This window comes from Bradyrhizobium sp. NP1 (assembly GCF_030378205.1).
Taxonomy (GTDB): Bacteria; Pseudomonadota; Alphaproteobacteria; order Rhizobiales; family Xanthobacteraceae; genus Bradyrhizobium.
Genome location: NZ_CP127385.1, coordinates 4,628,175 through 4,640,434, shown reverse-complemented (window position 1 = coordinate 4,640,434; position 12,260 = coordinate 4,628,175). Strand labels below are relative to the sequence as shown.

12 protein-coding genes and 1 pseudogene are annotated in these 12,260 nt (G+C 62.3%); 8 read left to right on the top strand and 5 right to left on the bottom strand.

The window, feature by feature from the left end; genetic code table 11:
* Positions 1 to 7 precede the first annotated feature (7 nt).
* From QOU61_RS22430 to QOU61_RS37380, 4 genes and pseudogenes are all read right to left on the bottom strand, one after another.
* Positions 8 to 979 (bottom strand): zinc-dependent alcohol dehydrogenase family protein, encoded by a 972-nt coding sequence (locus tag QOU61_RS22430; protein ID WP_289653375.1) that lies wholly within the window; start codon positions 977 to 979, stop codon positions 8 to 10.
* A 20-nt stretch (positions 980 to 999) separates the two neighbouring features.
* On the bottom strand, positions 1,000 to 1,608 hold the full coding sequence (locus QOU61_RS22425) for an NADPH-dependent F420 reductase (protein ID WP_289653374.1): 609 nt from the start codon (positions 1,606 to 1,608) through the stop codon (positions 1,000 to 1,002).
* Complete coding sequence (locus QOU61_RS22420; RefSeq protein WP_289653373.1) at positions 1,605 to 2,327, bottom strand: zinc-binding dehydrogenase; 723 nt, start codon at positions 2,325 to 2,327, stop codon at positions 1,605 to 1,607. The genes QOU61_RS22425 and QOU61_RS22420 overlap by 4 nt, the downstream gene beginning before the upstream one ends.
* 21 nt (positions 2,328 to 2,348) lie before the next feature.
* Positions 2,349 to 2,513 (bottom strand): annotated as a pseudogene (locus QOU61_RS37380) (hypothetical protein); the annotation flags it as partial.
* A gap of 654 nt (positions 2,514 to 3,167) precedes the next feature.
* On the opposite strand from QOU61_RS37380, the gene QOU61_RS22415 reads away from it, so the two are divergent.
* The 3 genes from QOU61_RS22415 to QOU61_RS22405 all read left to right on the top strand — a co-directional run bounded on the left by QOU61_RS22415 (position 3,168) and on the right by QOU61_RS22405 (position 5,844).
* Complete coding sequence (locus QOU61_RS22415; RefSeq protein WP_289653372.1) at positions 3,168 to 3,884, top strand: hypothetical protein; 717 nt, start codon at positions 3,168 to 3,170, stop codon at positions 3,882 to 3,884.
* 198 nt (positions 3,885 to 4,082) lie between these two features.
* Complete coding sequence (locus QOU61_RS22410; RefSeq protein ID WP_289653371.1) at positions 4,083 to 4,886, top strand: enoyl-CoA hydratase/isomerase family protein; 804 nt, start codon at positions 4,083 to 4,085, stop codon at positions 4,884 to 4,886.
* A gap of 166 nt (positions 4,887 to 5,052) precedes the next feature.
* Positions 5,053 to 5,844, top strand: coding sequence for an SDR family NAD(P)-dependent oxidoreductase (locus tag QOU61_RS22405; protein ID WP_289653370.1), 792 nt, complete (start codon positions 5,053 to 5,055; stop codon positions 5,842 to 5,844).
* A 304-nt stretch (positions 5,845 to 6,148) separates the two neighbouring features.
* On the opposite strand, the gene QOU61_RS22400 is transcribed toward QOU61_RS22405, so the two are convergent.
* Complete coding sequence (locus QOU61_RS22400) at positions 6,149 to 6,649, bottom strand: winged helix-turn-helix transcriptional regulator (protein ID WP_289653369.1); 501 nt, start codon at positions 6,647 to 6,649, stop codon at positions 6,149 to 6,151.
* Between the two features lie 219 nt (positions 6,650 to 6,868).
* Between QOU61_RS22400 and QOU61_RS22395 the strand changes: the two genes are divergently transcribed.
* From QOU61_RS22395 to QOU61_RS22375, 5 genes are all read left to right on the top strand, one after another.
* Positions 6,869 to 7,507 carry a 2-hydroxychromene-2-carboxylate isomerase gene (locus QOU61_RS22395; RefSeq protein WP_289653368.1) on the top strand — a complete coding sequence of 213 codons (639 nt, stop codon included), beginning with the start codon at positions 6,869 to 6,871 and terminating at the stop codon, positions 7,505 to 7,507.
* Positions 7,508 to 7,569: 62 nt separating this feature from the next.
* Positions 7,570 to 9,123 carry a class I adenylate-forming enzyme family protein gene (locus QOU61_RS22390; RefSeq protein ID WP_289653367.1) on the top strand — a complete coding sequence of 518 codons (1,554 nt, stop codon included), beginning with the start codon at positions 7,570 to 7,572 and terminating at the stop codon, positions 9,121 to 9,123.
* A gap of 47 nt (positions 9,124 to 9,170) precedes the next feature.
* Positions 9,171 to 9,908: an SDR family oxidoreductase gene (locus QOU61_RS22385; protein WP_289653366.1), complete on the top strand. Its 738-nt coding sequence runs from the start codon at positions 9,171 to 9,173 to the stop codon at positions 9,906 to 9,908.
* 12 nt (positions 9,909 to 9,920) lie between these two features.
* The gene (locus QOU61_RS22380) at positions 9,921 to 11,102 is read left to right on the top strand and encodes an acyl-CoA dehydrogenase family protein (protein ID WP_289653365.1); all 1,182 of its coding nucleotides are present in this window, start codon (positions 9,921 to 9,923) and stop codon (positions 11,100 to 11,102) included.
* A gap of 23 nt (positions 11,103 to 11,125) precedes the next feature.
* Positions 11,126 to 12,256: an acyl-CoA dehydrogenase family protein gene (locus QOU61_RS22375; protein ID WP_289653364.1), complete on the top strand. Its 1,131-nt coding sequence runs from the start codon at positions 11,126 to 11,128 to the stop codon at positions 12,254 to 12,256.
* Positions 12,257 to 12,260 lie beyond the last annotated feature (4 nt).

The window sequence follows — 12,260 nt, the reverse complement described above, 5'->3', positions numbered from 1 at the left end:
CGGATTTTCAGTCCGCTCCGCCGAGTTCGAGGAGAACCTTTCCGCCGCGCTCGGCGTGAAGAACCGCTTCGCGCAGCGATGACAAAGGGTAGACCGCGGCGATCGGCACATGGATAGCTCCAGAGGCGACGAGTGGAACAGCCTCGCGCAGTGCCGCGGGTATCTTCGGCTCGATATCGGCATGGTTCATGAAGAACCCCCTGGCGATGACGCGCTTCACGATCAGCTCGAACGGGCTGATCGTCACCAGTCCCCCGCTCATGTAGGCGTAGACCACGAAGGTTCCGTGTGCTGTCAGCGCGCCCGCAATCAGCGCGCTGCTCTTGCCCGCGACACCGTCGATCGCGAGCTGCACGCGATCATCGCCGACGGCGGCATGGATCTTGTCGATTGAACCGTCTTCATCGACGATCACGAAATCGGCGCCGATGGCTTCGAGCTCGGGAATGAGCTCCGGCCGGCGCACGACATTGATCGTCTTCAGGCCACGAGCCTTCGCGATGGCGATGACCGAGCGGCCAACGCCTGAATTCGCCGCATTTTGAACGATCCAATCGCCCGGTCTCAGATCAGAGGCTTCGTCGAGAAGAAGAGAGGCGGTCGGCGGGTTGATACCAAGCATCGCGAGTTGCTTGGGATCGGTGTCAGGGAGCCTAAAAAGCCCAGCCGCGGGCACCACCAAACGCTCGCGCCAACTGAATGCATAGAGCGGAATCAGGATGCGATCACCGACCTTGAGATGTTCGACGCCGCCGCCCAGCGCCAGGACTCGGCCGACTCCCTCATTGCCGACGAAGCTGGGCAGCGAAGGCCGAACGGGGAACACGCCTTGGATCACGTACAGATCGTTCATGTTGACCGGAGCGTATTCGACGCCGACCAGCACTTCGCCTGCCGCGGGCGCAGCCGGTTCGTGCTCATCGACGAGTTCGAGTACTTTCGTCGGTTCACCAAAGGCTTCGATTCTCGCTCCACGCATATGCGGCTTCCTTCCTCAGATCAGTGGTAGCCGAAGTCGACAAGGTCGCGCCCAGCGAGGGGACCGCCCGCCTGCTGCATGCGGCCGCCGGCCACGAGGCCGCCAAGATGAATGGGCGCGAAGCCGAAACTGGCGATCAGATTCTTCACGAATTCGACTGGCTCCGTGTGATCCCCGGACACGAAGATGATGCGGCGGCCACCCTCCTTGGTGGGCCCTTCGTTGAAGCGTTCGATGACGATCGAATTGAACGCTTTCACGACTCGGGCGCCGGGTGCCAGCGCGGCGACCATCTCGCTCGCCCCCTTGTCACCAAGGTCCGCCAATACGAGTTTGGGGCTGTACGCACTGAACGGATTTGTAGCATCGATGAGAACGCGTCCGTTCCACGCCGGCAGGCCTCGAAGTGCGTCCTCGACATTCGGCCAGGGGACGGCGAACAGGACATAGTCAAGGCTCGCCGCCTCCGCGATCGTGGCCGCCTCCGCACCGTTCCCGAGCCCGGCGACCATGTCGGCAAGGGATTCCGGACCGCGCCTGTTGCTCAACACCACTTGATGACCGGCCCTCAGGGCTTCTCGCGCGAACCCAAGCGCAACCGCGCCCGCACCGATCGTTCCGAACCTCATGATCCCGCTCCCCGCGCGCTGGAGAAGTCAAAAAGAACCACGCCGTTCCGGCCTGGCCGGCCCACATGCGCGACTGCGTCGCCGATCCGCGATGGCGGATAGCTCGCCGCAACCTCGAACAGTGGCCCGGGCTCGAGCGCGAGCCGTTGCGCGATGGCAATATCGGCCTGGCGCACGTCGGCCGGCTGCTGCATCCACTGCCCGAGGAACACACCCTTGAGCGTCAGGGCGCGGGGCGCAAACAGCCGGATGTCGCTCGCCTCGCCGCCCAGTGAACCAAAATTGACGACCGTCCCGGTCCCTTCAGCCAAGAGGTCAGCGATGTCGCCGAGCAGAGCGCCGCCGACGCTGTCGATCGCGACGTGAATCTTTGCGCCCCCAGCGGCGGCCCTAGCGCGCTCCTTCCAGCCGGCTGCGTCAGTCGCAAAGATCGGCGAGCCGGGCCGGAGCCCGGCCAGCTTCTCCGCGCCCGCTTCGCTTCGCACCAGCCGGATGACTTTCACGCCTCGGTCGGTCAGGAGCTTGCCCAGGAGCCGCCCGACAGCAGATCCCGCGGCGGTCAGCAGCACGACAACGCCAGTGCGCGAGTCTGGGGACACCGATTCATGCGCGGTTCTGATCGCGGTGAGCGCCGTGGCAGTGTTGATCAGGAGTTGCGCGCCGATTTCGTCTGGAATCGTGTCAGGCAACGGCGTTACGGACCCGGCCGGCACGACCACTTCGTCACGCCACGAGCCAGGCGCAGGAAAGAACGCGACCCTGAGCCCTTGCCTCAATCCCAGGCTTGCATCGACGCGCGCCCCGACTTCGCTGACGACACCGGCACCTTCAAATCCCGGGACCCGCCCGCCTGGCCCTATCGACGGCTGCGTGCCGAATGCGGGCGACCCCATGACACCCAGCAAATCGCCGGGATGGATCGGCGCACAGGAAACGCGAACCCGAACCAGGCTTGGCCCGAGCGGCTCGGACGGACCCTCTTCAACCCGAAGCAATTCTGACGGCTGCCCGAGTTCGTGGTGGACTATCCTTCGCATGCGAACCTCCAGCAGCCGTGCGCCGGACGCCAGATCACCCCGGTGCGCTTCGACAAAATTCGAAAGATGTCGGCCTCATGCGGCGAGCGACGCGCGTGCTTCGGGGCCAAGATAACTGCCGCTCGGCAGCACCCTCCATGTCATTGTTGCCTCTATTTCGGCCATGCGGCTGGTCGCGGCATTGGCCGAAAGCAGCAAAGGCCCGATGACCGGAGCACTGCCCAGCGGACCTCAACCAGGTTCGAGAGATTTGTGGCCCAGCTGACAGTGACCAGCTGTCGCCAATGGACGCAGCTCGGGGTTCGAAATTCCTCCGCAAATCTGTCTCGAAACGAGGCATCCATGTCATCACCCGACCATAGACATTGCGGGTAGGGTTGGCTCGACCGCTATCTTCACGCCAGGAGATGGGCGCCCGGGCCCCGCGCCGAAGTGCCCGGCTCCGAGAAAGTGGAACTCGGATTTGATTGCGATTTCTCGGCTTTTCGATCAACGGCTTGAACAAACAGGGGACCAGACAAGATGTCATTTCTCGATGAGGTACTGGAGGCCCACGGCGGGTTTGACAGATGGCAACGCCTTTCGCGAGTTGAAGCGGACGCCGTGACTGGTGGCGGCCTCTTCCCGTTGAAAGGGCTCATGCCCGATCTCAGCACACGCCGGATGACTGTCTGGTTGAAGGAGGAGCGCGCTTCAGTCGCGCCCTTCGGAGCGGCGGACCAGCGCACATCGTTCACCCCTGAACGACTGGCGATCGAGAAGTTGGACGGCGCGGTCGTTGCCGAATGGGCCTTTCCACGGAACGCTTTCATAGGACACGGCTTGAGCACCGCTTGGCGGGCTGAGCATCGCGCATACTTCAACGGCTATGCCATGTGGACCTATCTCAACACTCCATTTCTTCTGAAATGGGATGGCGTCGCGGTCGAAGAAGAAGAACCGTGGCATGAAGGCAATGAAGTTTGGCGGGTTCTCCGCGCCTATCTACCAGGCCGACTGGCCAGCCACGGTCCGCTTCAGCGATTCTATTTTGGGCCAGATCGCCTGCTTCGGCGACACGACTACAACGTCGAAGTCGCTGGAAACTTTGCGGCAGCGCAGCTCACAACCGACTACATCGAAGCAAATGGAATAAAGCTTCCTTCGCGTCGACGAGCATTTGCCATGGGGCCTGATCGCCGACCGATCCCTGAATTACTGATGGTGGCGATCGACTTCAGCAACGTTGCCTATAGTTGAAGCGCTAGTGTCCGAATCCGAAGTTCGCTCCGGAAGGCGCGTTAAAAATGAAGCGAACTTCGGATACGAGGCGCCAGCCGGGCCCGACTTTGCTTCGACAACGCGTCCCGAAAGGAGGCATCTATGTCCTCCCCCCTCGATTGCTATAGCAAGTAGGGTGACGCGGCGTCTTTTTCCCAGACGGAGAAGGGAAACAAAATGGGCAACGTGACGACCAGGATCACCACCGACAAGCAGGTGCCAGGCTTCTGGCGTGTGACGCTCAATCACCCACCGATCAACACGGTCGACGATCAGATGTACGACGAGATCTTCGACCTCGTCGAAGCGATCGGGGCCGAGCCCTCCCTCAAGGTCGTGACCTTCGAGAGCGCGAATCCGGACTTCTTCCTCGCTCACTATGGCGTGGGGGAATCGACCAGCCGCTTCGGCAAGCCGCGTTGGATCGAGGCCGCGACCAGGCTCGCCCACAGCAACGTTCTCAGCATCGCGGTCATTCGCGGCCGGACGCGCGCGGGCGGCGCCGAGTTCGCTTTGGCCTGCGACCTGCGCTTCGCTAGTCGAGAGAAAGCCGTCTTTGGTCAGCCGGAGGTCGGATTCGGCCTAATTGCGGGCGGGGGCGCCCTTGCGCGCCTGCCGCTCCTGGTCGGGCGCGCGAGGGCAATCGAGATCGCGCTCGGCGGAGACGATTTCGATGCCGAGACGGCTGAGAGATATGGCTGGATCAATCGCGCTATCCCTGACGCGGAGCTCGACGACTTTGTCGCCAATTTCGTGCGCCGCATTCTGTCATTCGACAGCCAGGCGCTGAATGCCACCAAGTCGATCCTCAATCAAAACGGCTTGCCCCGCCAGGCCGAGCTTCAATCGACGCAAGCGATCTTCGGCGGGACCTTGAGGTCTTCGGCAGCACTCGAAAAGATGGCCAAATCCCGTGAACGCGGCCTTGGGACCGCCGGCGCGTTCGAGCTCGACCTCGGTCGCCAGATCGCGGACCTGTAGGCAAGTAGATCGGGAGTTCGAGCTGAACATGGACGAGCGCGCCGGCAATCTCTGACTCGAACGCATCGCCGCGGCCTCGCCAGACAGGTCGTGGACCTGTTGGCGCGCGAGGCAGAAGCCGGATCGTCCATCGGCGAGGTGAACACGGTCAAGGAGAGGAGCGACTATGCAGGCGAACAAGCTGTTTGATCTCGGCGGCAAGGTTGCGCTGGTCACGGGCGGATCGCGAGGCATCGGATTCCAGATGGCCGAGGCGCTCGGCGAGATGGGCTGCAAGCTGGCGATCAGCGCGCGAAAGCAGCACGAACTCGACGCCGCATCGGCCGCTCTCCGGCGGACGAATATCGAGGTCCTGACCATCGCGAACGACCTCGGCGCTGCGACCGCCGACGCCGCCGCGAGCCTCGTCGGCGCGGTGCTCGACCACCATGGGAAGATCGACATCCTCGTCAACAACGCCGGCACGGTGTGGGGCGCCTCGGCCATCGAGCACAGCCCGGAAGCCTGGCGCAAGGTGATGGGGCTGAACGTCGATGCGTGCTTTCTCGTTGCGCGCGAGGTCGCGCGCCGCTCGATGATCCCCAATAACTCCGGCAAGATCATCAACATCGCGTCGATCGCGGGGTTCGGCGGCTCCCGCCCCGACGGCGGGGTCTTCTCGGTCGCCTACAATACGAGCAAGGGCGCGCTGATCACGCTCACCCAAGCGCTCGCGACCGAGTGGGGCAAGCACAACATCAACGTCAACGCCATCTGTCCAGGCTATTTCCCGACGAAGCTGTCGGCCGGGCTAGCAGAAAGGGCCGATGAGATCGCGAAGGTCACGCCGCTGGGGCGCGCTGGCGGCGACTACGATATCAAGGGGCCGGTCGTGTTCTTCGCCTCTGAAGCGTCGCGCCACGTCAGCGGTCAGGCGCTTGCGATCGACGGTGGCGGTTCCGCCGTAATCCTGAATTGACGGGCACGAAAGGAGCCTCGATGCTCGACTCGAGCACGCGCGGTTTGCCGAACGGGAGCGCGTGAGGCGGGCGTGCCTTCGGGCATCCCCCCGCAGACAATACGACGCAAACGCCAAATTTATCTGAATACAGGCGTTCGACGCCCTCTGCCGCGGTTGGTGCTAGTGTGTTTTTGCGTCACAAATCTGGATTGCGCGGCGTTCAAACGCTGGACGCGCACTCGCTCGGATCAGGGCGGTACCGTTTTCAGCGCGGACCGGCCCGGCCTGTTGGGCTAATAGAACGGTCGGCGTCGAAAGTCACTTATTTCGCCTTCCTGGTCTCCTCGGCCTGCGCGTGGACAGGTGAGGATTTCCGTGCGCCTGGTCCGGGGTGAACATGCACAGCTTTCGCCGAAAGCGGTTCACCGCATTCGGAACAGACCATCACGGGATCGAACGTGTGCCCGCAGTTCTTATGCTGGTGCAGCATGGGCCGTCCGCGCGAATCCACCATATGGATGTTGCCCCAATGCACGATCGACATGATGATCGGATAGAGATCGAGGCCCTTCTGGGTCAGGATGTATTCGTGGCGCTTGGGCGATTCCTGATAGGGAATCCGACGCAGCACGCCGAAGCGCACCAGCTTCTTCAGGCGATCGGCCAACAGGTGGCGGGTGATCCCGAGCGACGCCTGAAACGCTTCGAACCGTCGCTTGCGCAGAAAGCATTCCCGCAGGATCAATAGACTCCAACGATCGCCGATCACCGCAACGGTGCGGGCGAGCGAGCATGGTTGTTCTTCAAGCGCATTCCACTTCATCTATTTCTCCAGTCACTTCGCCGTCAAGCAGTGAATCTCGAGACAAGCAGCGAAGCACTGTCCATTCTAATTCGGAACTAGGGCAAGTTCAACCGGTCGTGTTCGCCTTCACCGGACGGAAGTATGAAACCGTTTGACAGTTCTAAAATAGAACTTTATACGCTCTGTCACAACAACGACAGGCGGTCTGCCACCGCACCAAGGGAAAGGGCACTCGCGATGGCCGCACCGCTCAGGGTCGAGTTTCAATTCGATTTCGGCAGCCCCAACGCCTATCTCGCGGAACTCGTCCTGCCGGAGATCGAGCGGCGGACCGGCGTGAAATTCGACTATGTCCCGGTGTTGCTGGGCGGTGTTTACAAGGCCACTGGCAACATGTCGCCGTTCGACTCTTTGCGCGGGATCAAGAACAAGCCGCAATACAACTCATTGGAGACGCAGCGCTTCCTGCGCCGGCACAACATCACGAAGTTCAAGTCCAATCCCTTCTTTCCGGTGAACACGTTGACGCTGATGCGGGGCGCCGTCGCCGCGCAGTTCGAGGGGATGTTCGAGATCTATTTCCGCGCGGCCTACCACCACATGTGGGTCGAGCCGAAGAAGATGGACGATCCCCAAATCTTCCGCGAGGCGTTCGTTTCGTCGGGCGTCGACATCGATCGCCTCATCGCGCGCACGCAGCAGGACGACGTCAAGAAGAAGCTGATCGAGAACACCAGCGACGCGGTGGCTCGCGGTGCGTTCGGCTCGCCGACCTTCTTCGTCGGGAATGAGATTTTCTTCGGCAAGGACAGTCTGCGCAATGTCGAGGAAGAGATCGTCGCGCAATTGAATGTCGCGCGACGCAAGACGGCATGAAGCGCTGTTAGCCGAGAGTTGCACACGAGACCGGAAAAGCGGCAATCGCGGAGGAGGTATCCTTGCTGACATCGGAGCGAAGCGACGCGGCGGCCGAAATTCTTGAAAGCCTGCCGAACCGCATCCACCAGGTCTTTGAGCACTATGTTGCGGCAACGCCGGACAGCATCGCCCTTGTCGAGGACGGCAAGAGGTTGACCTATCGCCAGTTTGATCGCGCGGTGTCTGAAACCGCCGATGCGCTGCGGGAGCTGGGAATCCGGTCCGGCGACCGCGTCATGATCGTCAGTGAAAACTGTATATCGCTGGCTTGCCTGCTGTTCGCCGCTAGTCGGCTGGATGCCTGGGCCATCGTGGCCAATCCACGTCTGTCACCGCGTGAACTCGACCAGATCAGGGATCACAGCGGTGCCCGTCGCGTCTTCTTCACTGCAGACGTTTCCGAGGAGGCGGCCGCCCATGCATCGCGCTCGGGAGCCGGCATTCGCGACGTTGGCCCGCTCGCTCATATCGGCGTTGCGGCACTGAATGAGAATACCCGCGCCGAGCCCGTTGAGGCCGATGGTGCAAAGCAAGTTGCTGTCTTGATCTACACGTCGGGAACCACGGGAACGCCGAAAGGCGTCATGCTCACGCATCGCAATCTGCTGTTTAGCGCCAAGAGCACGGCCATTCATCGCAATATGACTGCAGCCGACGTGCAATATTGCGTGCTGCCGATTTCTCATATCGTCGGAATTTCGCTTCTGATCATGACACTCATGGTCGGCGCCAGGATCCGTCTGGTGGTCAAATACGCCCCGGCGGCGCTCGTGAGGGCGATGGCCGAAGAGGGCGTCACCTTGTTGAACGGCGTGCCCGCAACCTACCAACGGCTTCTCGAATACAAGGCGACGGCGGGGCTGCCCAAACTGGACCGCGGCGCGCTCCGACTGATCGCGGTCGCCGGGGCCCCGCTCGATCTTGATCTGAAAGCGCGCGTGGAAAAGGAGCTGGGCCTTCCCCTGTTCAACGCCTTCGGCATCACCGAGTGCTCGCCGGGAATATCCGGCGTGCGTCCCGATGCGCCGCGTAGCGACAATTCGGTCGGAGCGATCCTGGCGGGCCTGGAGGCGCGCATTGTTGCGCGGGACGGGACGATTGTCACGAATGGCGATATCGGTGAGCTCCACGTCCGCGGCCCGAACGTGATGCGTGGTTACTACCGCGCGCCCGAGCTCACCGCGAAAGCGATCGACGAAGATGGCTGGTTCAATACCGGTGATCTTGCCCGGTTCGAGGGCGATCAGATGTACATCGTCGGGCGCACGAAAGAGATGATTATCCGCTCTGGCTTCAACGTCTATCCGGCCGAGATCGAGGCGGTCATCAGCACCCATCCCGCCGTGGTGCAGTCTGCCGTGGTCGGGCGGCAGGTCGAGGGCAATGAAGAGGCTGTCGCGTTCGTCCAGCTCCTGAAGGGATCGAATGTCACGGCGCAGGACTTGATGGCCCATATCGCGCCGCAGCTCACCTCCTGCAAGCGGCCGTCGGAGATCATTCTGATGGATGCTCTGCCCGCGACGTCGACAGGCAAGCTCCTGAAGCACAAGCTAGCGGAATCGCTGCGCAGCTGAGCGCCGGAGACCTCGTACCAATCCTTTGCCAACGCCGGAGAAGACCCTTGCAGAAGAGAAACAAGACTGTTGCGGTGATAGGCGCCGGCGACTACATCGGCACCGAGATTGCCAAGAAATTCGCTTCCGAAGGGTTCACGATCTTTGCGGGCCGCCGGAACGGCGCCAAGCTCGAGCCGCTGGTCAAGGAAATCGAAGCGGCCGGTGGTGAAATCCACGCACGCTCGCTGGATGCGCGGAAGGAGGAGGAGATCATCTCCTTCCTCAACGACGCCGACAAGCACGCGCCGATGGAAGCCTGCATCTTCAATATCGGCGCCAACGTCAATTTCCCGATTTTGGACACCACCGAGCGTGTGTTTCGCAAGGTCTGGGAAATGGCCTGCTATTCCGGCTTTCTCGCCGGCCGCGAAGCGGCGCGGCTGATGCTGCCGCGGGGCAGTGGCAATATCTTCTTCACCGGGGCGACCGCGTCGTTGCGCGGCGGCCCCGGCTATGCAGCGTTTGCCAGCGCCAAGTTCGGTCTGCGCGCGGTGGCCCAGGCGATGGCGCGCGAATTGGGGCCGAAGAACATCCATGTCGCGCATCTCATCATCGACTCCGGCGTCGATACCGAATGGGTGCGGCAGCGCCGAGAGCAGATCTGGGGCAAGGAGGCGCTCGACAATCCCGATCTGTTGATGCCGCCGGCCTCGGTCGCAGGCGCCTATTGGCAGCTCTACCAACAGCCGAAGAGCGCCTGGACTTTTGAGCTGGAAATCCGGCCCTTCGGCGAGAAGTGGTAGGGAGCCCGACCGATGGAGCTCGCGCTATCCCCAGAAGATACGGCGTTCCGCGACGAGGTGCGCGCGTTCATCAAGGATAACTATCCGGCAGAGATGCGCGTCCCCAACCCGGAGACCGACCTGACCAAGGAGCAGATGCTGCTCTGGCATCGCATCCTGTACAAGAAGGGCTGGATCGCGCCGCTCTGGCCGAAGGAATATGGTGGCCCCGGCTGGTCGATCACGCGCCGATTCATCTTCGAGCAGGAGGCCACTCGTGCGGGTACGCTGCCGCCACTGGCCTTCAGCATCACGATGGTCGGCCCTGTCATTTACACATTCGGCAACGAGGCTCAGAAGAAGAGGCATCTGCCGCGTATCCTGTCGGGCGAGGACTGGTGGTGCCAGGGCTATTCCGAGCCGGGCTCCGGATCCGATCTCGCCACGGTTCGCACCAAGGCGGTCCGCGACGGCGACCACTACATCGTCAATGGCCACAAGACCTGGACCACGCTGGCGCAGCATGCGGACTGGATTTTCTGCCTGGTTCGCACCGATCCGTCGGCCAAGCCGCAGTCCGGCATCTCGTTCCTCTTGATCGACATGAAATCGCCGGGCGTCACCGTGCGGCCGATCATCACCATCGATGGTTCGCACGAGGTCAACGACGTTTTCCTGGAAAACGTCCGCGTGCCCGTCGAGAACCTGATCGGCGTGGAGAACAAGGGCTGGACCTACGCCAAATTCCTGCTCGGCAATGAACGTACCTCCATGGCCGGCATCGGCCGCTCGACGCGCTACATCGAGCGTCTGAAGAAGATCGTGAAGGCCGAGATCCCGGAAGACGATCCGGCTCATCTGGAATTCATCAGGGACATCGCCCGTGTCGAGCTCGACGTGCTGGCGCTGGAGGCGACCGAGCTTCGCGTTGTGGCGCAGATGGCGCGCGGCATCGATCCGGGGCCGTCGGCGTCGCTGTTCAAGATCCGCGGGACCGAGATCTTCCAGAACATTACCGAACTGACCCATCGCGCAATCGGCAATTACGGGCTCGCGATCCGCGAACATCCTTTCAGCGCCAATCATTTCATGCCGGGCCCGGACTACGGACACACGGCGTCGGAGAAATACCTCAACTCACGCAAGCTCAGCATCTACGGCGGATCGAACGAGATCCAGCGCAACATCATCGCCAAAGCGGTGCTCGGTCTCTAGCAACCGCGAAACAAGAGGATCGGATGGATATCCAGTTCACGGAAGAGCAGGAATTGTTGCGATCCAGCGTCCAGCGGCTGCTGCGCGACCAGTATGACTTCGATGCACGTCGCAAGATCGTCGCAAGCGAAGAGGGCTGGAGCCGGACGCAATGGCAGGCATTTGCCGAGCTCGGCCTGTTCGCCGCGCCGTTCTCCGAGGATGTTGGCGGCCTCGGCGGTGGGACGCTGTCGACCATGATCATCATGCAGGAGTTCGGCCGCCACCTCGTGGTCGAGCCGTTCCTTGAGACGATCTTGCTTGCCGGCGGGCTGATCGAGCATGTTGGGTCCGAAGAGCAGAAGCAGGCCCTAATCCCGGACATCATTGCGGGACGAGAGATCTGGGCGTTGGCCTGGGCCGAGAAGGCTTCGCGCTTCGATCTTGCCAACGTCACGACCAGCGCGCGTCGCGAGGGCAAGGACTACGTGCTGAGCGGCGAGAAGGCAGCCGTCATCGCCGCGCCCTGGGCCGATTATCTGATCGTCTCCGCGCGCACGTCGGGTCATCGCCACGATCGTGGGGGTGTCAGCCTGTTCGTGGTCGACCGCCACGCCGCCAATCTCGACCTGCAAAGCTTCAAGACCATCGATGGCCGCCACGCCGCCGAGATCAGCCTGCGCGGCGTCAGGGGACAGCTGCTTGGCAAGGAAGGTGAGGGCGTCGCCGCGCTGGAGGCCTGCCGGGACCGCGCCATCGCCGCGCTTTGCGCCGAGGCGGTTGGCGCGATCGGGGAGTTGAACTCCGCGACGCTGGAATACGCCAAGACACGCAGGCAGTTCGGCGCCACGATCGGCAGCTTCCAGGTGCTGCAGCACCGGATGGTCGACATGTTCATCGCGCATCAGGAAGCGCTCTCGCTGATGCAGCATCTCAATCTCAGCCTCGACGCAGGCGGCGCCGGCGTCTCGCGGCTCGCCTCGGGCGTCAAGTCGAAGGTCGGTTACGCCGGCAAGTTCATTGCCGACCAGGCAGTGCAGATCCATGGCGGCATGGGGATGACTGATGAACTGAATGTGGGCCATTACTTCAAGCGGATTTCTTCCATCAACATCCAGTTCGGCGATCCCGCCTATCACGTGCTGCGCTACGCACAGCTCGAGGCCGCGGCTTAAAGCA

Bases quoted from the DNA above. Each gene is read 5' to 3' on its own strand.
- QOU61_RS22375 (WP_289653364.1), top strand. From the start codon at position 11,126: ATGGATATCCAGTTCACGGAAGAGCAGGAATTGTTGCGATCCAGCGTC.
- QOU61_RS22380 (WP_289653365.1), top strand. From the start codon at position 9,921: ATGGAGCTCGCGCTATCCCCAGAAGATACGGCGTTCCGCGACGAGGTG.
- QOU61_RS22410 (WP_289653371.1), top strand. From the start codon at position 4,083: ATGGGCAACGTGACGACCAGGATCACCACCGACAAGCAGGTGCCAGGC.
- QOU61_RS22395 (WP_289653368.1), top strand. From the start codon at position 6,869: ATGGCCGCACCGCTCAGGGTCGAGTTTCAATTCGATTTCGGCAGCCCC.
- QOU61_RS22430 (WP_289653375.1), bottom strand. From the start codon at position 979: ATGCGTGGAGCGAGAATCGAAGCCTTTGGTGAACCGACGAAAGTACTC.
- QOU61_RS22400 (WP_289653369.1), bottom strand. From the start codon at position 6,649: ATGAAGTGGAATGCGCTTGAAGAACAACCATGCTCGCTCGCCCGCACC.
- QOU61_RS22425 (WP_289653374.1), bottom strand. From the start codon at position 1,608: ATGAGGTTCGGAACGATCGGTGCGGGCGCGGTTGCGCTTGGGTTCGCG.
- QOU61_RS22415 (WP_289653372.1), top strand. From the start codon at position 3,168: ATGTCATTTCTCGATGAGGTACTGGAGGCCCACGGCGGGTTTGACAGA.
- QOU61_RS22405 (WP_289653370.1), top strand. From the start codon at position 5,053: ATGCAGGCGAACAAGCTGTTTGATCTCGGCGGCAAGGTTGCGCTGGTC.